Source organism: Exiguobacterium sp. MMG028, assembly GCF_027947425.1.
Taxonomy (GTDB): Bacteria; Bacillota; Bacilli; order Exiguobacteriales; family Exiguobacteriaceae; genus Exiguobacterium; species Exiguobacterium aestuarii_A.
Window position 1 is genome coordinate 288,344 of sequence record NZ_JAQJIN010000003.1, and the last position, 21,537, is coordinate 309,880.

Here is a 21,537-nt window from a genome sequence, read left to right on the forward strand (position 1 = left end):
GTTTGAAAGGGGAATGGTTTTGGGGAAAGAAAAAACAAGGCCATTCGATTACTCGAATGACCCGGTTTTGACCAATTGATTGAAGGCAGAGCGACTGAACGATTGTTGAATCTCCACTTTCTTCTCGAAGAAGGCGGGTTTCAAATTCGACGTGGCGACCCCTTCTTGAATGAGAGAGTCGAGCACTTGTTTCGTTGCATCCTGTTTTGGATTCAACATGAGTCCTTCGGCGACGAACGTATGATGATCGTTCAAGGCTCGTTCGCTCGTGAACGTCAAAGCGAGTGCAGCAGGTGCGTTCGTCGGTGATGTAATGACAGCTTCAGCGAGAATGAGGATTCGCTTGTTTAAGTAATGGTGGAGCGTGACGGCCGATTCAGTCGGAACGAGCATCTCGAGTAGCCATTCTGAATCATGTTCTTTCGAGATGATCAAACCGTCGAGCAAATCGATTGGTAAATTCAGTTCATTGCCGTACTCATCTTGGACGAGACGGACTTGGACGAGACGAAACGTTTTCATGGAATCGTTCCTTTCCGCATTTTCTTTAGACCATCTTAACATAGTCTGACGAATAGAATGTGTTAAGATAACGGGGAAGAAACAGAAAAAATAGAGAGTGAGGGAGGCATCGAGATGAGTTGGGTTGTTGGCGTAATCGGGTATGTGACGATTCTCGCAATCGTCTACTATGGTGTCCTTTTCTTCAAAGTGAAACGGGAGCGGAGTCGGGCCGGCTATCGAATCTTTCTTTTGCTTGCCGGACTATTTTTAGTCAGTGGGAGCGATTATATCATTGCACTGTTCCAAGGGGACACCGAAGCGACGTTTTGGCAACGAACCGTCTATTTTGTCTTGATATTGCTCTCTTTGTCGATGGCGCTTTACTTTCGGAGAAAAGAAGATCAAAGCCAAGCAGGCGAGATGACGATGATATAAGCAAACGGTTGTGGGAATGTACCCACAACCGTTTTTTTATTTTGGTACTCGCGTTTTGCGAATCATATCGAGTTTTAAATCCCATAGTGGTTTACTGAACGTCACCGAGTACACTTCCGGCAAACGGAGGCGCTTATACTCTTCCCACAGTCCGTTCATCTGTTCATGATGGTAAGCGCGAATCTCGGTCGTGCTTGGAAGGTCGTATACACGTTTTCCATCGAGGAAAATCGGTTGCAACAACCGTTTGACGTTAAAGTTGCGCGTCTTGATTTTGAAGGCAGGGTCGCGGACGTCAATCAAGTCGATTTCGCTATACGATTCGACGGGTTCGTCGGCAAGGGCGATATAGTCCCCTTTGAACTTTTTCGTCTCCTTATCGATAATGCGGTACAACTCTTTTTTATGAGGGGTCGTCGTCTTCACTTTAGAAGAAGACACTTTGATGACCGGTTTTAATTCTCCGGATTCACCCTCACGAGCGACCAATTTATAGACCATGCCGAGCGCTGGTTGTTCATAAGCCGTGATTCCACGCGTCCCGACGAGGAACGTATCGGCTTCTGCACCTTGCATGCGTAAGTCTTGAATGACGTATTCATCTAAATCACCAGATACGACGATTTTGACATAGTCGAGACCGGCTTCATTCAACGCTTTCCGAGCGCGTTTTGACAGATAAGCGAGGTCACCCGAATCGAGTCGTACAGACTTGAGGCGGTGCCCTTTCGCCTCGAGTTCTTTCGCGACCGTGATCGCGTTCGGAAGACCGGATTTGAGTGTGTCATACGTATCAATCAGGAGACTTGTGTTGTCCGGATACATCTCGGCGAACGAACGGAATGCACTCAATTCATCATCATGGAACTGAATGTCCGCATGTTCCATCGTCCCTCCTGTCGGCACGTCGAAATCACGTCCGGCAGAAACGAGACTCGTCACGTCAAAGCCGGCGATATAAGCGGCGCGTGTCCCGTAATAGGCGGCATCGACGCCTTGCGCGCGACGTGCTCCTCCTTCGAGAAGTGTCTCATTCGGAGCGGCCTGACGAATCCGGGCATACTTCGTGGCGATGAGTGATTCGTGGTTCGCGATATTGAGTAGCGCCGTTTGGAACAATTTTGCCTCAAAGATGGTCGATTCGATTCGGACGACTTGCTCGTGTGGGAAGATAACCTCTCCTTCACGGACACTATATAGTGAACCAGTGAACTTAAAGTTTCGTAACACATCTTCGAACTCGTCTTCGAAACCGAGCTGCGCTTTTAAATAAGCAATGTCTTCTTCTGTGAACGAGACGTTCTCCAAATAGTGGACAATGTTTTCGAGTCCTGCGAATACGACATAACCACCGCTGAACGGGTTCGAACGGTAATACAGGTCAAAGACAACCTTTTCATTATGACGACCTTGTTTCCAGTAGATATACATCCAACGTGGGAGATAAAGGTCTGTGTGAAGTGCTAAATTGCGATGTAACATATGTTTTCCTTTCTGTTTTACGTCACTTTCTGACGACGGTCGCACCGAGAGTCGTGACGAAATGTTCGAGCGCCCATTCATGACCGACCGGGTTGAAGCTCTGGACGGCATCGGCGTGGACGACGATTTGATAACCGAGGTTGTAGGCATCTACGGCTGTATGGAGCACACAAATGTCTGTGCAGACACCGACAAGATGAACTTCTGTAATCCCACGTTCCCGAAGACGAAGGTCAAGGTCTGTTCCGGCAAACGCACTATAACGTGTCTTGTCGATCCAATGGTCCGCTGTTTTAGATGCTTCTTTCACCGCACCATACAATTTACGACCTTCCGTCCCACGAATATTGTGAGGCGGGAACAACGTCGTTTCAGGATGGAACGTGTCGCCTGCATCATGGACATCGTTCGCGATGACGACATAATCCTCGGTCGAGAACGTTTCGATTAACTCGACAATCCGCTCTTCAATCTCTTGCCCGGGTTTCCCACAAGTCAAACGACCACTGTCTGCGATAAAATCAAATGTATAATCAATAACAATCAATGCGCGCATGGGAGATGCTCCTCTCTCGTAATCAAAATGATGGCTATCCATCTCATTCTAAATCATTATACATCATGCGCGGAAGATTATTTTTCTCCGGTTTGGGTAGATTAAGACAGTAGACTGTATAGAGAAAGGGGATTGTGACGATGGTATTATCACAAAGTGAATTGACAGATGAACTGTCACGTTTAAACGGTTGGGAAGAAGTGAACGGGGAGATTCAGAAGACATATCGGCTTGAGACGTTCCCGGAAGCCATCCAGTTCGTCCATCTCGTTGCGGATTTAGCTGAATCGCTTGATCATCATCCGAATATCTTGATTGAGTATCGGAACGTGACATTGACCGTATCGACCCATGACGAAGGGGGCATCACGGAGAAAGACATCACACTCGCGAAAGGGTGTGAGGAGCTTGTCTAAACTGTATATGACCTTCGCGTCAGGGAGTGTGGCTGAGCGTCTCCGGAAAGAGCCGGGTGTCATTGCGGCAAATGGACATGAAACGATTCTGCTCGCAGAAGGAGAGAAGTCTCCGTTCAAGAGTGGAAAAGTGTTTGAGATTGAAGAGACGTCCGGTGAATTCGTCAAAAAAGGAAATATTTTATATGCGAACGTGCCAACGGATGAAAATGCCCGTTCGCTTCTGTTTCATCAGTTGTTGACGGAAAAGGCGCCGCTCGGGGTCGGACATGATGGGTTTTCGGCGTATCGTCTAGGTGTCGACCCGGACGACAATCATGCGGTCGTATTCATTCAATTTACATCTGGAGGGAAACACTTCCGAGACACAGCGGACTACGCGGTGCTTGAAGATCGTTTGAAACGGGCGGTCGAACAGCGCGGTGCAGGTCCTGTTATAAAACACTATGTCGTCACCGAGTCAGATAATCTATAATAAAAGATAACGTCATGTTAGGGGAGGATTTTTATGAACAAGAATTATTTCTGGTTGGGGATGGCTGCGGGCGCAGTAATCGGCGCAGCGGCATCACTTCTCCATAGCGAAACACGCGATCAACAAGTGAGACAATTGAAAGGCATCAAGTCGAAGTTGAAGTCATCGAACACGTCGACTGAGGCACATGCAGTCGGTCTTCAAGCGTCATCGAAAGGCAACTTGAAAGACCGAGTCATGGAATGGAAATCGCTCTACGAAGAAAACCAAGATACGATTCAAAACCTCGTCGAAGACGTGAAAGACTTAGTCGATGCGCTTCAAGAGGCTCGTCATAAAAATCAAATCTAATCACAGGTCCGGTGCAGATGCATCGGACTTTTTTTATGCTCCAAAGCCTTACTACACAAGCAATCGTGAAATTTCGCTGTTTTGTATGAATAAAAATACAATTGACAGAATAAATATACATGTGGTTCAATCATTTTATTCTTTAGGGGAGGTAGAGAGATGATCACGTGTGGCATTGTCGGCGTAACAGGTTATGCCGGGTTGGAATTGTTGAAGCTGATCGAACAACATCCGACTATCCATTTAGAAAAAGCAATCAGCGATTCGCGCGCCGGAATGACCTTATCGGAACTGTATCCGTGGTTACAGGCGGGTGCACAAAAACTCGAACCGTTTCAAGTGGAGGCCTTAGCAGGAATCGATGTGTTGTTCCTTGCGACACCGAGTGGCGTATCCGCTGACTATATACGACAGTTGGAATCTTTTGATGGGGTGGTCATCGATTTGAGTGGGGACTTGCGATTACCATCCAACTTGTATGAAACGTGGTACGGGAAGCCACCTGTCAACGAAATCATTCAATCAGAGGCTGTTTACGGATTGACCGAGTGGAATCGAGACAAGCTCTCGACCGCGAAATGGATTTCAAATCCTGGTTGTTATGCGACAGCCGTATCGCTCGCTTTGTTACCGTTTGTTCAAAATGATTGGATCGATCCGGTGCATATCATCGTCTCTGCTTGTTCAGGAATCACAGGTGCGGGCAAGGGATTGAGTGAGAAGACGCATCACGCCAAATCGAATGAGAACGTGCAATTGTATAAAATTCACTCCCATCAGCACATTCCTGAAATTGAGCAGACGCTGAATACATGGGGTGAGAAGAAAACAACTGTCTCGATGTCGACGCATTTATTGCCGATCAATCGAGGTATCATGGCGACAATCACGGCTCAGCCGAACAATGACGTTTCAGAAGATGAGTGGGTACGCCGTCTTCAGAGCGCGTATGAAGACGAACCATTCATTCGAGTGCAGCAAGGTGAACCTGAAATCAAGTCGGTCGTCGGTTCGAATTACTGCGATCTCTGGGTGTACAAAGAAGAACGGACGAATCGACTGACCATCGTGTCGGTCATCGACAATATGCAAAAAGGGGCGGCCGGGCAAGCGTTGCAAAATGCGAACGCTCGATTCGGATTCGAAGAAACGTTAGGACTGTTGAGTCAACCACAATACATTTAGGAGGATGAAGCATGATCGACATCATGGCGACTAAAAAGCCGGGCATTGTATCACCGAAAGGATTTCAAGCGTGTGGCATCCATGCGGGACTAAAACGAAAACGTAAAGATTTGGCGTTACTCGTTTGTGAACGACCAGCGAGTACGGCAGCGGTCTATACGACAAATCACTTTCAAGCGGCACCGATTCAAGTGACGAAAGCATCACTGGCCGAATCAAATGGGTACATTCGGGCAGTATTGATCAATAGTGGTAATGCGAACGCGTGTACAGGAGAACAAGGATTGACAGACGCCTATACGATGCGTGACGTGACAGCGACACAACTAGGAGTGAAGCCGGAAGAGGTGGCGGTCGCTTCAACAGGTGTCATCGGTCAGCCGCTTCCGATGACCCCGCTCGTTAATGGAATCGGTCATCTGCAACCGACAGACGCGTGGGAAGGTGGACAATCGTTCGCTGAAGCCATTTTGACGACCGATACTGGGACAAAACAGACGAGCATCCAATACGAAGAGGGAGAAGTGACCGTGACCATCGCGGGAGTCGCCAAAGGATCGGGGATGATTCATCCGAACATGGCGACGATGCTCGGATTCGTCACGACGGATGCCGTCATCTCACCAGAGCTTTTGCAACAAACGTTAAAGAAAAGTGTCGACGCCTCGTTCAATAACATCACGGTAGACGGGGATAGTTCGACGAACGACATGGTACTCGTCATGGCGAGCGGTGCACTCGAAATGGAGGAAATCAAAGAGGGGACTTCAGCACATGAGGCGTTCCAACAGGCTTTGACAGAGGTGTGTCTAGACCTTGCCAAAGCGATTGCAAAAGACGGGGAAGGTGCGACAAAACTCATTGAAGTCCATGTCAGTGGAGCCACATCCGACCAAGAGGCTAGAACAATCGCTAAGCAAATCGTCGGATCTTCCCTCGTGAAGACAGCGGTGTACGGTCAAGATGCCAACTGGGGAAGAATGATTGCCGCCATCGGTGCCGTTCCGTTCCCGGTGAACGTCGGAGCAATCGATCTTCACATTGGTAGTCAACTCGTCCTTCAGAACAGTACGCCTGTCTGGTTTGATGAGACGTATGCGACAGAAGAGATGAGTCGGGATGTCGTCACTATCACGGTCGACTTGAATGACGGGGAAGGAAGCGGTCAGGCATATGGGTGTGATTTGACATATGACTACGTCAAAATCAATGCGAGTTATCGGACATGAAGAAGCGGAAAGTCATCAAACTTGGCGGTAGCGTTTGGGACTCGATTGCACCTGAGTACTTTGAGGAGTGGCGTGACTGGATTGAAGCGGGGAATGAACTGCTCATCGTTCATGGGGGTGGACCGAAACTATCGGCGTACTGCACGTCTCAACAGATTGAACCGCTCTTTTTAGACGGACGTCGCGTGACGACAGACGAAGTATTGATTGGGGCTTGGCGAGTATTGGCTGGGGAAATGCAGACAGATATCGTGTCGACGCTGACACAACATGACATCGATGCGTTTGGCTTATCAGGTGTCGATGGGAATGCGATTGTTGGTCACCGACTCACCGGCCTCGGGAAAGTTGGTGAGGTGGTAGCGATTCGAAATGACGTATTCGAACAATTAATGGATTCTGGTCATGTGCCGGTCGTGACATCGATGATTGCGAGCGCGGACGGACCGCTGAACTGTAACGGCGATGATTGTGCGGTGGCACTTGCTGTTTCGTTACAAGCGGACGAATTCGAACTTCTGACAGATGTAAATGGCATTCGTATTCATGGTGAATTCCAAACTACGTTACATGAGCGTGACGTACAAGAAGCGATTGCGAATGGAGAGATCTATGGCGGGATGGTACCGAAAGTAGAGGCATTACTAGCAGCAGTGGCAGGTGGGGTCAAAAGTGCCCGTATCCGAGATGGCAGTGACGCAACACTGGAAGGGACAAGATTATGGGAGGGGAACTATGAATTCGCTTTTACCGACATACGGACCACGAACGATTGAGATCGCGAAAGCGAGCGGATCGTACGTGACGGATGGATCAGGAAACACGTATTTAGACTTTGTGATGGGGATTGCCGTGTGTGGGACAGGACATCGTCATCCATACGTGCAACAAAAGATTGAAGAGCAATTGAATCAGGTGTGGCATACATCAAACTTATACATGATATCCGGTCAGCAGCGGGTTGCAGAGAAATTGATGGAAGGAACACATCTTACGCAAGCCTTCTTTTGTAACAGCGGAACAGAAGCGAATGAGGCGGCCTTCAAGTTGGTACGCAAATGGACGAAGAAGACGAAAATCATTACCTTCACTCAGTCGTTCCATGGACGCACGTTCGCGATGCTCGGGGCGACCGGGCAAGATAAAGTGAAACAAGGATTTGGACCGATGGTGGACGATTTCATTCATGCGCCATTCAACGATATGCATGCACTAGACCTAATCGATGAAGAAACTTCCGCTGTTTGGCTCGAGATCGTGCAGGGCGAAGGGGGTGTCATCGTGGCGGATCAATCGTGGTTACAGGCATTGCAAGAAATGACTGACAAGTATGACGTGAAAATCGTCGTCGATGAAGTGCAGACCGGCATCGCTCGTACCGGAACACGTTTCGCCTTCGAACAAACACCGCTTCAACCTCATATTGTCACGTTGGCGAAAGGGTTAGGGAGTGGGATCCCGGTCGGGGCGATGTTGACGACCGAAGAAGCGACGGCAATCTTTGGACCCGGGAGCCACGGTTCGACTTTCGGTGGAAATCCGTTGGCGATGGCAGCGGCAGAAGCGACGCTAGATGTTCTCTTCACACAAACGTCCCTTCAACATGTCAAAGACATGGGAGATTACTTGAAGGAGGGACTCACCCGGTTCGTGGACGGAGAGCGCTTCGTAGAAGTGAGAGGACTTGGACTGATGATTGGACTCGTTTCAACAGAACCGGTAGCCGAGTGGGTCACTCAATTGGCAGAGGCAGGGTTATTGGTCGTGATGGCGGGTCCCCAGGTCATTCGTTTCCTCCCCTCACTCCTAGTCACGAAATCCGAAATCGACGAGGCATTGACGAAACTTGAACACATCTTACAGAAGGAGGGCGTCGTATGAACGGAAGCATCAGCCTATTGAACGGGATGCAGTTTACAGGAACTTGGGAGACGAGTGCACGACACGCAAGTGGCGAAGTCGTGTTCTTCACCGGGATGACGGGCTATCAAGAAGTGTTGACTGATCCGTCATACGCAGGACAAATCATCGCGTTCACTTACCCGCTGATCGGGCAATACGGACTGGAATCAGACGGGAACGAAAGTGCTCGCATTCAAGCGGCTGGCGTCCTCGTTCAGACATTGGCAGACCACGGGGATCGCCCTGCATTGAAGGAGTGGTTCGAAGAGGAAGGGATTCCGGTACTCTCACAAGTCGATGTACGTGCCCTCGTCCATGTGTTACGTGAAGAAGGGGATCAATTCGGAGTCTTGTCATCAAATCCAGATGTGCACATCGATATTCAACCTGTCAATCATCTGACAGCGCGTGTCACGACGACTTCTCAGGTTCTAGAAGGCAATGGTGAGAAAGGACATGTCGTCTGTCTCGACTTCGGAGTGAAGGCATCAATGGTTGGAGAAATCGTGAAACGTGGTTATCGCGTGACGACTGTTCCATATGATACGACGAAAGATGTTATTACGTCGTTACGACCGGATGCGATTTTAGTATCGAATGGCCCTGGTGACCCGCGAGACCATCTTGGACGGATTGAAGTCATTCGCGAATTGGCGTTATCGTATCCGACACTCGGGATTTGCATGGGGCATCAACTACTCGCCCTCGCGTTCGGTTGCAAAATTGAGAAACAAACATATGGTCATCGGGGCTCGAATCATCCGGTTCGAAACGTTAAGACGAACGAAGTGTGGATGACGTCACAAAACCACGGCTATGTGGTCGAGCGTATGAGTATCGAACAAAGCCCGCTCGAACTGCTCTATGAGAACGTGAATGATCATTCGGTTGAAGGGCTCGTTCATCCGAATGGGCGCTTGTTCACGACGCAGTTCCATCCAGAAGCGAGTCCGGGGCCAATCGATGCGCAATCCGTATTCGACCGTTTCGATGAAATGATTCAGCAAGGAGTGAACGTGTATGCATAAAAAAGTACTCGTCATTGGTTCAGGACCAATCGTGATCGGGCAGGCCGCAGAGTTTGATTATTCCGGAACACAAGCGTGCCAAGCGCTTCGTGAAGCCGGTTGTGAAGTTGTCTTATTGAACTCCAATCCTGCGACGATCATGACGGACCCTGGGATGGCAGATGCGACATATATCGAAGCAATGACCGTACAAAAAGCGACCGCGATCATCGAGAAAGAACGTCCGACTCACGTACTCGCGACAGTCGGTGGACAGACGGCATTGAACTTGGCGCTCGATCTCGAAGAAGCTGGAGTATTGGCGCAATATGAAGTCGAACTACTCGGGACGTCACTTGAAACGATTCGTGATGGAGAAGACCGTGAACGATTCAAACAAAAGATGGAGCTGTTACATGAACCGATTCCGACGTCGACGACGATTGAATCGATTGAAGAACTGACCGCTTTCATCAAGACGACGGGTGTCCCACTCATCGTTCGCCCAGCTTTCACGCTCGGTGGAACAGGTGGTGGCATCGCGACGACGGAAGAAGAAGCATATACAATGGCGCGTCGTGGTCTTGAAGCGAGTCCAATCTCACAATGTTTAGTCGAAAAGAGCATCGCCGGCTATAAAGAGTTTGAGTATGAAGTGATGCGCGATGCGTTTGGAACGTGCATCATCGTCTGCAACATGGAAAACATTGACCCGGTCGGTGTGCATACGGGGGACTCCGTCGTATTCGCACCGGCACAAACGTTATCGGATCAGATGCATCAAACGTTGCGGAGTGCTTCGTTCCGAATCGTATCCGAATTAGGTGTGATTGGTGGCTGTAACATTCAGTTCGCCGTTCATCCGACGAAGTCAGAGTACTACGTGATCGAAGTGAATCCTCGTGTCTCTCGGAGCTCAGCGCTCGCGTCAAAAGCGACCGGATATCCGATTGCGAAGATTGCGACACGTCTCGCTCTTGGGGAACCGCTAGACCGTTGCATCAATCCGGTCACAACCAATACGATGGCAAGTTTTGAACCGGCACTCGATTACGTCACGGCAAAAGTGCCCTGCTTCCCATTCGATTTGTTCGCCGAGACAGACCGTGCGCTCGGTCCACAAATGAAAGCGACCGGAGAGAGTATGGCAATGGGGAAAACGTTAGAAGAGGCATTGCAAAAAGCATGGCGTGGCGCCGGGATTGAACAGGCACCGCTTTATCCGAAATGGATGCAGGATGCTACCGTCGAAGGATTGATGAACGAAGTCGAGGCACCGACTGATCGTCGTCTGCATGCTTGTCTTGCCTTACTCGATCGTGAACTCGTGTCTGGTGACGCGTTACAGCGAATCACGGGCATCACCCCACATTTCATTCAGATGTTGAAGCGGATCATCCACATGACGAAGCAAGATTTGATGGAACCGAGTCAGCTGTTACAGGCGAAGCGACTCGGATTCACGGACACGCAGATTGCCGAGATGATGAATGTACACGTCGCGGACGTCAAGGCGCTTCGGGAAGCGGCTTCGATTCACCCGATATACCAAATGATTGACACGTGTGCGGCCGAGTTTGAAAGCCAGACGCCATATTTTTATGGCTCATGGCACGGGACGACTGAAGTAAAACCGAGTGACAAGACGAAAGTTGCCATCATCGGGGCAGGACCGATTCGAATCGGGCAAGGCATTGAGTTCGATTACAGTTCCGTTCACGCGGTATGGGCGCTTCAAAAACTCGGTGTGGAAACGATTATGATCAACAACAACCCGGAAACCGTATCGACCGACTTCTCGATTGCGGACAAACTATATGTGGAACCATTGACGAGTGAGGATGTCATGCATGTGTTAGAAGCGGAAGGATGTCACGATGTGTTGATTCAGTTTGGAGGACAGACGGGGATTGCGCTCGCCCATGAATTAGAAGCGGCGGGGTATCACTTGCTCGGTGCGTCTGCACAAACCATCGATCAAATGGAAGATCGGGAACGTTTCTATCAGTTCCTTGATTCCATTGAAGTCGAACACATCCCGGGAGAGGAGGTGTCTTCCCAACAAGAATTGAATGAAGCGGTACAACGACTCGGCTATCCATGTATCCTTCGCCCGTCTTATGTGATCGGCGGGAAAGGGATGCTGCTCATTCGTTCGGAGGAACAGTTAGCAGAGGCGTTACCGAATCTTGCCTATCCGATTCTTGTCGATCAATACGTAGCAGGACGTGAGCTCGAAGTGGATTGTGTAACAGACGGGGAAACGGTGTATGTGCCAGTTATCCTCGAACAAATCGAAGCGGCGGGCGTGCATTCAGGCGACTCGACGATGGTCTTGCCGCCTGTCGACACGAGTGAATCGATTCAAGAAAAAGTAGAGTCGATCGCCAAACGAATCGGACGGGCGCTCGATTATAAGGGAGCCTTGAACATTCAGTTTGTGTTGAAGGAAGAAACGATCTATGTCCTTGAAATCAATCCGCGTGCATCTCGGACCGTACCAATTGTCAGCAAAGTGACAGGCGAACCGTTAATCGAATGGGCGACCTATGCAGCGTATGGTCTATCTTTAGTCGATCATGTTCCGACAAGTGCTCGCCCATTGACGAACTATGCGGTGAAGACGCCGATCTTCTCGAACGTCAAATTACCTGGCGTTGACCCGATGACAGGTCCGGTCATGCGTTCGACAGGCGAGACCCTTCAGTTCAGTCCACACCCGTATGTGCCGGAACGGTTTACGTATGATGCACTGACGACACGGGTGATGAAACGTTCGCAGATTGCCTTTGGAAAAGGGTTTGAGCACTTTGGGAATACACCACTCGCAGACGTCACAGATTTCCAACATGTCGCCATACTATTCTCGGACGCGACCGACGAGCGGGAATCGCGTGAAATCGCCGTCCGAAATGGTGTGCATATTATTTCGTCACGACAGTTGGCTCAGTATCATCAAATGAGTCATTCACTGACCGACAATCCGGTTCAATCATTACAGTCCATTCAAATGAGAGAGGAAGTAGCTAAATGACAGTAAAGACGATGCAACACTTTTTGACGATGGAAGAACTGACACCGGACACACTCGATGCGTTGCTTCAGTTGGCACGCGACGTCAAACAGTCGCCTCAATCTTTTGCGACCGCACTGACAGGTAAGAAAGTTGCGTTATTGTTTGAAAAGGCATCGACGCGTACGCGCATGTCATTTGAAGTGGGTGTCGTCGAACTAGGCGGATACCCGCTCTTCCTCAGTGGTCAAGATTTGCAAATCGGACGCGGGGAACCGTTGACGGACACGATTCAAGTGATGAGTCGGTATGTGGACGCATTGATGATTCGGACGTTTGCCCATGAAACGGTCGAGACGTTGGCGCAACACGGATCGATTCCGATTATGAACGGATTGACGGACTTGCATCACCCATGCCAAGTGCTCGCGGATTTATTGACGATTGAAGAACATTTCGGCAGTCGTTCGGGAAGAGTGTTGACGTATATCGGAGATGGGAACAACATGGCACATTCGCTCATGATCGGCGGTGCGCTGAGTGGGATGCATATCCGCATCGCTTCGCCGAGCGGATATACTGTCGATCAAGCGATTTATGAGAATGCACAGAAGTTGGCTCAGACGACTAGAGGCAGTATTACGTTGTTTGATGACCCGACGCTTGCTGTAAACGAGGCGGATGTTGTCTACACGGACGTCTTTGCGAGTATGGGACAAGAACAGGAAGCCGATGAACGACTGTTAAAATTCGAAGGATTCCAAGTGAACGGTCACTTGATGGCACTTGCGAAAACAGATGCAATTTTCCTTCATTGTTTACCGGCGCATCGCGGGGAAGAAGTGACGGCCGATGTGATTGATGGACCACAGTCATGGGTATTCGATCAAGCCGAGAATCGCTTACACGCACAGAAGGCTTTGATGCTGACATTATTGACGTAACGACAAAGGGTGACACGTGATGTGTCACCCTTTCGTTATAGGAACTGCGCCAATAAGCCGAAAATCGCCAGTCCAATAATAATGTAGAAGAACCATTTTCCGTCCCCGGAATGAATGATTGGGGGCGCGTACGAACGTTGCTTATACTTCCCGTAGCGCATCGGGCGTGTATACGGAACGGCATACCGGGAGAGTGGAATGGCAAGTAAAAATCCTGCCAAAAAGCCATACACGTGGCCCCAAAGTGAAACGTTCGAACCGATGAGTGTAAAGACGGCACTGATGGCGACGAAGATATAGACCAAGCGGGCATCTTGGCTAAGCATCAACGTGCGGCGGAAGCGACCGATGAACACATAGAATCCGAGAATGGCCAAGATGGCACCTGACGCACCAGCTTGTAGATAAAACAAGTTACTGACGGTGAAGTAGGTGAACAAGTTGGCAAGTGCCCCGGCGAATACATAAAATAGGGCAAACTTCACATGCCCGACCATGCGTTCCATCGCTGGTCCGAAGATGATCAGCGCAAACGAATTAAATAGCAAGTGGCCGAGACTCAAATGAATAAAGTTGGCCGTCACCAAGCGATACCATTGTCCGTCGGCGAGTGCCAAATGAAACGACCCGCCTGTTGACACGATTCGTAATCCAGGAGCGAAAGAATCGATGACAAACACAAGGAGTTGGATTACAATGAACAGCGTTACGAGTGGATATGCCCGTACAAACGTTTGTATATTTTCCGTACGACTAAACATAACATCACCTCTTTCTCCAATTGTATAGGGAAACGGGGAAAAAAGGAAAGGAGCGAGTGTCCTGTGATTGTAGGAATCGGAGTCGATATCGTCGAGCTTGATCGGATGGCTCGCTCGATGAAACAACCGCGTTTTTTAAAGCGCCTGCTCACCGATGCAGAGTATGAGTTTGTTCAACAATACCCACTCCCGCGTCAAATCGAGTTTGTTTCGGGTCGTTTTGCCGCAAAAGAAGCTTATGCCAAGGCAATCGGAACCGGAATCGCGCACGGTCTATCGTGGCGCCACATTGAAATTTTACCGGATGAGACAGGTCGACCTGTCATGACTGCGCCGTTTTCGGGACGAATTCATGTCAGCATCAGTCATAGCAGTGCATATGCCGTCGCACAAGTCATCTTAGAAGAGGAGGGGCAACATGTTTCGTCCTAGTCGAATCGAGATTGATCGGGCGGCCATCGCCCATAACATACAAGAGTTAACACAACGTATCCCGCAAGACATCATGGCGGTCGTCAAAGCGAATGCCTACGGTCATGGGGCTGTTGAAGTAGCGAATATTGCCCTTCAGAACGGGGCGACGATGCTTGGGGTCGCTTTATTAGAAGAAGCAATCGAACTTCGGGATGCAGGGATCGAGGCACCGATTTTAGTCATGGAGGCGCAATTTCCCCAATATGCAGGGATTGCAGCAGAACGAGACGTCACGTTGTCCATTTTTTCTGCTGAATGGTTAAAAGAGGCTACTGCTTATATAGAAGAAAAACCATTGACGGTTCATATTAAAGTCGACACAGGGATGGGACGTCTTGGTCTTCGTACACGAGAGCAACTTGATGCGATGCTTGAAGAAGCGAACGATTCATTTGTCATTGAAGGCATCTACACCCATTTCGCGACAGCGGATGAACTCGATAGCGACTTGTACTACACACAACAAGAACGTTTCGAACGCTTGATGGATGGGCTACATGAGCGGTTCCGCTATATTCATACGTCCAATTCAGCAGGGGCCATCCGAATGGCAGGACAAGACGTTCCTTATAATCTGGTCCGTGTCGGGATTGCACTCTATGGTTTATATCCGTCACATGAAATGGAAACATTCTATTCATTTCTCCGACCAGCCTTTACGTTGAAGAGCCAGTTGATGCAGGTGAAGCGTCTCGAGGCAGGTCAAACGATCAGTTATGGAGCGACCTATACGACATCGACCGATGAATGGATCGGTACCGTCCCAGTCGGATATGCGGACGGCTGGTTACGGAAGGCGAGCGGATTTGAAGTTGAGGTAAATGGTTTTCGTTGTCCGATTGTGGGACGCGTCTGCATGGATCGCTTCATGATCCGACTTCCAGAAGAGTTTCCGGTAGGGACCGATGTGACCCTTGTCGGTGGAAACGTCGCCATTGATGAACTTGCGTCATATCTTGGGACGATTAACTATGAGATCGTTTGCCAGTTCACGAGTCGATTACCGCGTCACTATGTGTGAATCACAAATCGTGTGAAATTATCTGAATTCTTTCTCGATTTCTCTATATTTTCCCATTCCCGCGTGTTATATTGATAAAGAACGCGGGAGATGTTCCGCCAGTCCATGAAACGATTCTGGAGGTGTAAGATGTTGAAGCAGCGAACTGCGGGTGCGCTAGCGTCCGTCCCAGATCGGTTCTCGCAACAAGGGGGTCCGATTTCGATGAAAGACCGTGAAACACTGTCCTTGAACGATGTAGTGACATACTTGTCTAAAGAAATTGCTGATCGACAACAAACACTGCGTGAAGAATTGGCGAAAGGCTATCAAGAGATGGCCGCGTTTAACTTGAATATGGCAGAAGAGATGCTAACGATTGAAGCCGAAGCCGAACACGCTCTCTTACGTCAAGTAAGTGGGGTGTGAGCAGAGTGATCGTAAAGCGTGGTGACGTATTTTATGCGAATCTGTCGCCCGTAGTCGGCTCAGAGCAAGGTGGCGTTCGACCCGTTCTCATCGTACAGAACGACATCGGCAATCGCTTTAGCCCGACCGTCATTGTCGCTGCGATTACAGCTCAGATTCAGAAAGCAAAACTGCCGACTCATGTGGAAGTATATCAAGAGAAGCATGGACTCGAGAGAGACTCTGTGATTTTACTTGAGCAGATTCGAACGATTGACAAGCGTCGTCTGACGGATAAAGTCACTCATCTCGATGATGAGACGATGCATAAAGTTGACCGAGCGCTAGAGATTAGTATGGGATTGATCCCTCTCTAGCCTTACATAGATCAAGACTGGTACATAGGTATCGGTCTTTTTTTAAACATTTTTAAAAAAATGGTTTAAAATTTTGATAGTGGGGAATTAAAGTAAATCGTACTCAATTTATCTGTACGGACATTTAGGAGGGAATAAACGATGGATTTAGCGATTCGCGAGCAAGTCATTGGAGAACAATTACACCTTTACGTATCCGGAGAAGTGGATACATATACTGCACCAAAATTGAAAGAAGTATTGCATCCGGCCATTAGTGAACAAGACGTGGTCGTTCATTTAGATGAAGTGGAGTATATGGATTCGACAGGTCTTGGCGTGTTCGTCGGGGCGTTGAAAATCGCCACACGTAACGAGAAAGAGTTGTCACTTGTCGGGGTTACAGACCGAGTCAATCGTCTATTCGAATTGACGGGTCTTCACAAACTTCTTTCTATTAATTCGAACGTAAGAGGTGGCACGCAATGAACAATGTTGAACAGACGGTCATGACGTTCCCGGCCAAACCCGAATATGTCGGTGTGGTTCGATTAGTCGTTTCAGGAATCGCTAACCGTATGGGATATACGTACGACGAGATCGAGGATATTAAAATCGCGGTCTCGGAAGCATGTGGCAACGCAGTTCAGCATGCATATGAAGAGCATCAAAATGGAGAGGTCAAACTCGCTTGTGGCGTATATGCAGATCGTCTTGAAATCACGATTGAAGATTCAGGCAAGACGTTCGCTGATGATGTGAAGCGTCAAGCGGCTCCGGTCGAAGAGACGACAGAAATTGAATCGCTCCACGAAGGAGGACTTGGTCTCTTCCTTATCGAAGCGTTAATGGACGATGTCTCGATCAATAAAGACAACGGTGTCAAAGTGACGATGACAAAACTCCTTAACAGGGACGAGGTGGATCAGAGTGCCAGCAAAATCTCAACAACGCCATCACAGTGATGACGAGGTACTAGAGTGGATTGAACGCTACCAACAAGACGATCAAAACGAAGAAGTGCAAATGCTACTCATCAATCGCTATTCGGACCTCGTCGAAGCACTCGCCCGTAAATTTTCGCGTGGACGAGCGATTCACGATGATCTCGTGCAAGTTGGGATGATTGGGTTATTGGCGGCACTTCGTCGATTTGACCCGGAATTCGGTCGTAGCTTCGAATCGTTTGCCGTTCCGACCATCATCGGTGAAATCAAGCGATTCATCCGCGATAAAACATGGAGTGTCCATGTTCCACGTCGGATTAAAGAGCTCGGACCGAAAATTAAGAAGACGGTCGAAGAGTTGACGACTGAATTGCAACGTTCTCCGCGAATCGATGAGATTGCCGATCATCTTGGCGTATCAGACGAAGAAATTCTCGAAACGCTTGAGATGGGCAAGAGTTATCAAGCGCTATCGGTCGATAGTTCGATCGAAGCGGATAACGAAGGCAGTACGGTCACGTTACTCGACTTGGTCGGTAGCCAAGAGCGTGGATATGAATCGGTCGACCAACGTCTCATTCTAGAGAAAGCGTTCAACGTCTTAAATGAACGGGAACGCGCCATCTTAGAATGCGCCTACTATAAGAATATGAGTCAAAAAGAGACTGGAGAACTTCTTGGGATCTCGCAGATGCATGTCTCCCGTTTGCAACGGCGAGCACTCGAAAAGCTGCGTGAAGCCATCAAAGTCCCACTCAATGAAGTATTCTCAAGCGATGACTAATCGAGTCATCGCTTTTTTGTTTGAATGTTTGCTACACTTTGGAAGAGATCATAAAAGGAAGTGATTCAAGTGATTACGAAAGTGGCTAAGGCGTTAAACTTGAAAGTGAACCAAGTAGAGACGGTTCAACAGCTCGCATCTGAAGGGGCGACGATTCCGTTCATGGCCCGTTATCGGAAGGAAATGACGGGGAACCTGGATGAAGTCGAAATCAAAGCAATCTTGGACGCCCTTCAATATGAAGAAAGTCTTCAAAAGCGAAAAACGGATGTTCTGGCTAAGTTAGAAGAGCTGGAAAAGAACACACCTGAACTAACGAAGGCGTTAGAGGCAGCGACAACCCTTCAGCAAGTGGAAGATATCTACTTACCCTATCGTCCGAAACGGCGGACGAAAGCGGAACAGGGACGTGAGAAAGGATTGCAGCCGCTTGCGGACTGGTTCCGAGACAAGTCGCCTTACTCGACAGGTGTGGTTGAAGAGCTCTCGAAGGATGTAGCGCTAGAAGAATCCCTTCCGCTCGTACATGCCATCATCGGGGAAGAGTGGGGAGAAGAAGCAAAACTAAGACAGATGCTTCGCGACCGTGTACGCAAAGAAGGATTGTTGCGCTCGAAAAAGAAAAAACAAGCGGAAGACGAAAAAGAGATCTTTGCGCAGTATTATGAATACGAAGAGAAAATCGCAGGCATCGTACCACACCGTGTACTCGCCTTGAACCGCGGGGAGCGTACCGATGTCCTTCAAGTGAAAGTCATTTTTGACGAGACACGTTTCATGGATCAAGCGCTTCGTACATATGAGCGACTTCCGAAAGAGAAGCGTGAAGTTGTCGAAGCGGCCGTGACAGAGGCTTATAAAAAATCTGTCTTCCCAGCCATTGAACGAGAGATTCGTGGTGAATTGACCGACAAGGCAGAGGAGCAGGCGATCGATGTATTCTCGAAAAACTTAAAGCAACTCTACATGCAACCGCCTCTTCGCGAGGTCGTCGTCTTGGGGATCGACCCGGCATATCGGACAGGATGCAAATGGGCGGTCGTCAATGAAATCGGAAAAGTCGAAGAGGTTGGTGTCTTCTATCCGACGGCACCGAAGCACGATATCGCCGGCGCTGAAAAAGTACTGACGAAACTCGCTAAGAAATATCCAATTTCCGTTATTGTCGTCGGAAACGGTACGGCATCAAGGGAGACCGAACAATTCGTTGCGGATTGGTTAAAGAAAGCAGAGCGTGAAATTGCTTACGCGATTGTGAACGAAGCGGGAGCGAGTGTCTATTCTGCATCGGAAGTCGCACGTAGTGAATTTCCGGACTTAAAAGTAGAGGAACGGTCAGCCGTCTCGATTGCACGCCGAATCCAAGATGCGATGGCAGAACTCGTCAAAGTCGACCCGCAGTCGGTCGGTGTCGGGCAATATCAGCATGATGTGAGTCAGAATAAACTGAAGGCATCTTTAGAATTCGTCGTGGAGAGCGTGGTTAACATGGTCGGAATCGATGTGAACCGTGCCTCGGAGTCTTTATTGACTTACGTATCGGGACTGAACAAAACGACTGCTAAAAATATTGTGGTATATCGTGAAGAGAATGGACGCTTTGAAACGAGAAAGGAAATTAAAAAAGTGCCAAGACTTGGAGCGAAGGCATTCGAGCAGGCGGCTGGATTCTTGCGAATTATGAATGGGAAGGACGTTCTCGACCAGACGGAGATTCACCCTGAGAGTTATTCCCTCGCATTATCAATCTTAAAAGAAATCGGATCCTCGAAAGCTGAGGTCGGAACAGCTGCATTGCGTGAACGGTTACAACAAGTTGATGCGAATGTATTGAGTGAGCGATTAGATGCGGGACTTCCAACTGTCGAGGATATCTTGAAGTCGTTAGCAAAACCAGGACGTGACCCACGGGAAGATATTCAAAAGCCGTTACTGCGTACGGACGTCATGAGTCTTGAAGACCTTCAAGTCGGAATGGAATTCCAAGGCACCGTTCGAAACGTCATTGATTTTGGTGCGTTCGTGGATATTGGTGTAAAACAGGACGGGCTCGTCCATATTTCAAAATTATCGAATCGCTACGTGAAGCATCCGTTAGATGTCGTGGCGGTCGGTGATATCGTTACGGTATGGATCGAACAGGTCGATGTGAACCGGGGACGAATTAGTTTGACGATGCTTGAACAGAACAATTAATAAGAAGAAACTCGAATCAGGTAAAATGTTTTTCATTTTACCTGATTTTTTTTAGAAAAAGTGTTGACGGTCTTTTTGTACCGTGATATCTTATAGAAGTCGCCGAGAGACGGCATGCGAAATAAAAGTTTTTCTAAGAAAGTGATTGACAGGTTTCTGGTTTGCGGTTACAATATAAATCGTTACTTCGATAATTTCAAGCAACGTTCCGCAATAGCTCAGTGGTAGAGCAACCGGCTGTTAACCGGTAGGTCGTAGGTTCAAATCCTACTTGCGGAGCCATTTTATTTTGGAGACGTACCCAAGAGGCTATAAGGGGCTCCCCTGCTAAGGGAGTAGGCTGGGAAACCGGTGCGAGGGTTCGAATCCCTCCGTCTCCGCCACTTAAAATTACTTAGAAGACACATACACTGGCCCGTTGGTCAAGCGGTTAAGACACCGCCCTTTCACGGCGGTAACACGGGTTCGAATCCCGTACGGGTCACCATATATGGAGGATTAGCTCAGCTGGGAGAGCACCTGCCTTACAAGCAGGGGGTCGGCGGTTCGATCCCGTCATCCTCCACCATTTCAAATAAAAACGTAATCTGGTCTTGTGGTGTAGGGGTTAACATGCCTGCCTGTCACGCAGGAGATCGCGGGTTCGAATCCCGTCAAGACCGCCATTTACGTTGGGCTGTAGCCAAGTGGTAAGGCATCGGATTTTGATTCCGACATGCGAAGGTTCGATCCCTTCCAGCCCAGCTTTTATTTGAGTCATTAGCTCAGTTGGTAGAGCATCTGACTTTTAATCAGAGGGTCGCAGGTTCGAGCCCTGCATGACTCACCATTTTAATTTCATACGCTGCGGTCGTGGCGGAATCGGTAGACGCGCTAGGTTGAGGGCCTAGTGGTGGTTAACACCGTGGAGGTTCAAGTCCTCTCGACCGCACCATATGCGCACCCTTAGCTCAGCTGGATAGAGCGTTAGACTACGAATCTAAAGGCCGGGAGTTCGAATCTCTCAGGGTGCACCATTCTTTTTTATGGGCCTATAGCTCAGCCGGTTAGAGCGCACGCCTGATAAGCGTGAGGTCGGTGGTTCGAGTCCACTTAGGCCCACCATTTAAACT

23 protein-coding genes and 10 tRNA genes are annotated in these 21,537 nt (G+C 48.9%); 29 read left to right on the plus strand and 4 right to left on the minus strand.

The genetic code is table 11. The features are described 5' to 3' along the window. Positions 1–48 precede the first annotated feature (48 nt). Entirely contained in the window at positions 49–522 is a 474-nt protein-coding gene (locus PJK55_RS12095) for a YwpF-like family protein (RefSeq protein ID WP_224862858.1), read from the minus strand. Between the two features lie 114 nt (positions 523–636). Here PJK55_RS12095 and PJK55_RS12100 point away from each other — a divergent pair, with 114 nt between their 5' ends. Next, the gene (locus tag PJK55_RS12100; protein ID WP_214738024.1) at positions 637–939 is read left to right on the plus strand and encodes a 7TM diverse intracellular signaling domain-containing protein; all 303 of its coding nucleotides are present in this window, start codon (positions 637–639) and stop codon (positions 937–939) included. 36 nt (positions 940–975) lie between these two features. Here the strand turns inward: PJK55_RS12100 and PJK55_RS12105 are convergent, their stop codons facing one another. Next, on the minus strand, positions 976–2,421 hold the full coding sequence (locus PJK55_RS12105) for a nicotinate phosphoribosyltransferase (RefSeq protein WP_271305967.1): 1,446 nt from the start codon (positions 2,419–2,421) through the stop codon (positions 976–978). 22 nt (positions 2,422–2,443) lie between these two features. Further along, a complete protein-coding gene (locus PJK55_RS12110) occupies positions 2,444–2,977 on the minus strand; it encodes a cysteine hydrolase family protein (protein ID WP_271305968.1) in 534 nt (177 codons plus the stop codon). A 140-nt stretch (positions 2,978–3,117) separates the two neighbouring features. Here PJK55_RS12110 and PJK55_RS12115 point away from each other — a divergent pair, with 140 nt between their 5' ends. The 10 genes from PJK55_RS12115 (at position 3,118) to argF (ending at position 13,499) form a co-directional block, all read left to right on the plus strand. Next, positions 3,118–3,393: a 4a-hydroxytetrahydrobiopterin dehydratase gene (locus PJK55_RS12115; protein ID WP_015880543.1), complete on the plus strand. Its 276-nt coding sequence runs from the start codon at positions 3,118–3,120 to the stop codon at positions 3,391–3,393. Beyond that, positions 3,386–3,868 carry a hypothetical protein gene (locus PJK55_RS12120; RefSeq protein WP_271305969.1) on the plus strand — a complete coding sequence of 161 codons (483 nt, stop codon included), beginning with the start codon at positions 3,386–3,388 and terminating at the stop codon, positions 3,866–3,868. Before PJK55_RS12115 ends, PJK55_RS12120 begins: the two co-directional genes overlap by 8 nt. A 33-nt stretch (positions 3,869–3,901) precedes the next feature. Next, positions 3,902–4,219 (plus strand): hypothetical protein, encoded by a 318-nt coding sequence (locus tag PJK55_RS12125; RefSeq protein WP_015880545.1) that lies wholly within the window; start codon positions 3,902–3,904, stop codon positions 4,217–4,219. A 159-nt stretch (positions 4,220–4,378) separates the two neighbouring features. Then, a complete protein-coding gene (gene argC, locus PJK55_RS12130) occupies positions 4,379–5,404 on the plus strand; it encodes an N-acetyl-gamma-glutamyl-phosphate reductase (protein ID WP_271305970.1) in 1,026 nt (341 codons plus the stop codon). A gap of 11 nt (positions 5,405–5,415) precedes the next feature. Continuing rightward, the gene (gene argJ / locus PJK55_RS12135) at positions 5,416–6,633 is read left to right on the plus strand and encodes a bifunctional glutamate N-acetyltransferase/amino-acid acetyltransferase ArgJ (protein ID WP_271305971.1); all 1,218 of its coding nucleotides are present in this window, start codon (positions 5,416–5,418) and stop codon (positions 6,631–6,633) included. Next, positions 6,630–7,409 carry an acetylglutamate kinase gene (gene argB, locus PJK55_RS12140; RefSeq protein ID WP_271305972.1) on the plus strand — a complete coding sequence of 260 codons (780 nt, stop codon included), beginning with the start codon at positions 6,630–6,632 and terminating at the stop codon, positions 7,407–7,409. The genes argJ and argB overlap by 4 nt, the downstream gene beginning before the upstream one ends. Then, entirely contained in the window at positions 7,369–8,514 is a 1,146-nt protein-coding gene (locus PJK55_RS12145) for an acetylornithine transaminase (RefSeq protein WP_271305973.1), read from the plus strand. The genes argB and PJK55_RS12145 overlap by 41 nt, the downstream gene beginning before the upstream one ends. After that, positions 8,511–9,563: a carbamoyl phosphate synthase small subunit gene (locus tag PJK55_RS12150; RefSeq protein WP_271305974.1), complete on the plus strand. Its 1,053-nt coding sequence runs from the start codon at positions 8,511–8,513 to the stop codon at positions 9,561–9,563. Before PJK55_RS12145 ends, PJK55_RS12150 begins: the two co-directional genes overlap by 4 nt. After that, positions 9,556–12,576 carry a carbamoyl-phosphate synthase (glutamine-hydrolyzing) large subunit gene (gene carB, locus PJK55_RS12155; protein ID WP_271305975.1) on the plus strand — a complete coding sequence of 1,007 codons (3,021 nt, stop codon included), beginning with the start codon at positions 9,556–9,558 and terminating at the stop codon, positions 12,574–12,576. Before PJK55_RS12150 ends, carB begins: the two co-directional genes overlap by 8 nt. Beyond that, a complete protein-coding gene (gene argF / locus PJK55_RS12160; protein ID WP_271305976.1) occupies positions 12,573–13,499 on the plus strand; it encodes an ornithine carbamoyltransferase in 927 nt (308 codons plus the stop codon). Before carB ends, argF begins: the two co-directional genes overlap by 4 nt. Before the next feature lie 35 nt (positions 13,500–13,534). Here argF and PJK55_RS12165 read toward each other — a convergent pair whose 3' ends face one another. Continuing rightward, on the minus strand, positions 13,535–14,260 hold the full coding sequence (locus tag PJK55_RS12165) for a rhomboid family intramembrane serine protease (protein ID WP_271305977.1): 726 nt from the start codon (positions 14,258–14,260) through the stop codon (positions 13,535–13,537). 63 nt (positions 14,261–14,323) lie between these two features. On the opposite strand from PJK55_RS12165, the gene acpS reads away from it, so the two are divergent. The 18 genes from acpS (at position 14,324) to PJK55_RS12255 (ending at position 21,529) form a co-directional block, all read left to right on the plus strand. Then, on the plus strand, positions 14,324–14,692 hold the full coding sequence (acpS, locus tag PJK55_RS12170) for a holo-ACP synthase (RefSeq protein WP_271305978.1): 369 nt from the start codon (positions 14,324–14,326) through the stop codon (positions 14,690–14,692). Next, entirely contained in the window at positions 14,679–15,755 is a 1,077-nt protein-coding gene (alr, locus tag PJK55_RS12175) for an alanine racemase (protein WP_271305979.1), read from the plus strand. Before acpS ends, alr begins: the two co-directional genes overlap by 14 nt. 129 nt (positions 15,756–15,884) lie before the next feature. After that, on the plus strand, positions 15,885–16,163 hold the full coding sequence (locus PJK55_RS12180) for a hypothetical protein (protein WP_026824473.1): 279 nt from the start codon (positions 15,885–15,887) through the stop codon (positions 16,161–16,163). Between the two features lie 5 nt (positions 16,164–16,168). Beyond that, on the plus strand, positions 16,169–16,519 hold the full coding sequence (locus PJK55_RS12185; protein ID WP_026824472.1) for a type II toxin-antitoxin system PemK/MazF family toxin: 351 nt from the start codon (positions 16,169–16,171) through the stop codon (positions 16,517–16,519). A gap of 141 nt (positions 16,520–16,660) precedes the next feature. Next, the gene (locus PJK55_RS12190; RefSeq protein ID WP_015880558.1) at positions 16,661–16,987 is read left to right on the plus strand and encodes an STAS domain-containing protein; all 327 of its coding nucleotides are present in this window, start codon (positions 16,661–16,663) and stop codon (positions 16,985–16,987) included. Continuing rightward, on the plus strand, positions 16,984–17,463 hold the full coding sequence (gene rsbW / locus PJK55_RS12195) for an anti-sigma B factor RsbW (protein WP_271305980.1): 480 nt from the start codon (positions 16,984–16,986) through the stop codon (positions 17,461–17,463). The genes PJK55_RS12190 and rsbW overlap by 4 nt, the downstream gene beginning before the upstream one ends. Further along, entirely contained in the window at positions 17,429–18,229 is an 801-nt protein-coding gene (gene sigB / locus PJK55_RS12200; protein ID WP_015880560.1) for an RNA polymerase sigma factor SigB, read from the plus strand. Before rsbW ends, sigB begins: the two co-directional genes overlap by 35 nt. Positions 18,230–18,298: 69 nt before the next feature. Next, entirely contained in the window at positions 18,299–20,425 is a 2,127-nt protein-coding gene (locus PJK55_RS12205; RefSeq protein WP_271305981.1) for a Tex family protein, read from the plus strand. Between the two features lie 207 nt (positions 20,426–20,632). Continuing rightward, positions 20,633–20,707, plus strand: a tRNA-Asn gene (locus PJK55_RS12210). Positions 20,708–20,716: 9 nt separating this feature from the next. After that, positions 20,717–20,808, plus strand: a tRNA-Ser gene (locus tag PJK55_RS12215). Between the two features lie 29 nt (positions 20,809–20,837). After that, a tRNA-Glu gene (locus PJK55_RS12220) sits at positions 20,838–20,912 on the plus strand. Positions 20,913–20,917: 5 nt separating this feature from the next. After that, a tRNA-Val gene (locus tag PJK55_RS12225) sits at positions 20,918–20,993 on the plus strand. Between the two features lie 21 nt (positions 20,994–21,014). Further along, a tRNA-Asp gene (locus tag PJK55_RS12230) sits at positions 21,015–21,090 on the plus strand. Positions 21,091–21,097: 7 nt separating this feature from the next. Then, positions 21,098–21,169, plus strand: a tRNA-Gln gene (locus PJK55_RS12235). A 9-nt stretch (positions 21,170–21,178) separates the two neighbouring features. After that, a tRNA-Lys gene (locus tag PJK55_RS12240) sits at positions 21,179–21,254 on the plus strand. Positions 21,255–21,271: 17 nt separating this feature from the next. Then, positions 21,272–21,359 (plus strand) — tRNA-Leu (locus tag PJK55_RS12245). Between the two features lie 5 nt (positions 21,360–21,364). Next, positions 21,365–21,441, plus strand: a tRNA-Arg gene (locus PJK55_RS12250). 11 nt (positions 21,442–21,452) lie between these two features. Then, positions 21,453–21,529 (plus strand) — tRNA-Ile (locus PJK55_RS12255). Positions 21,530–21,537: the final 8 nt, after the last annotated feature.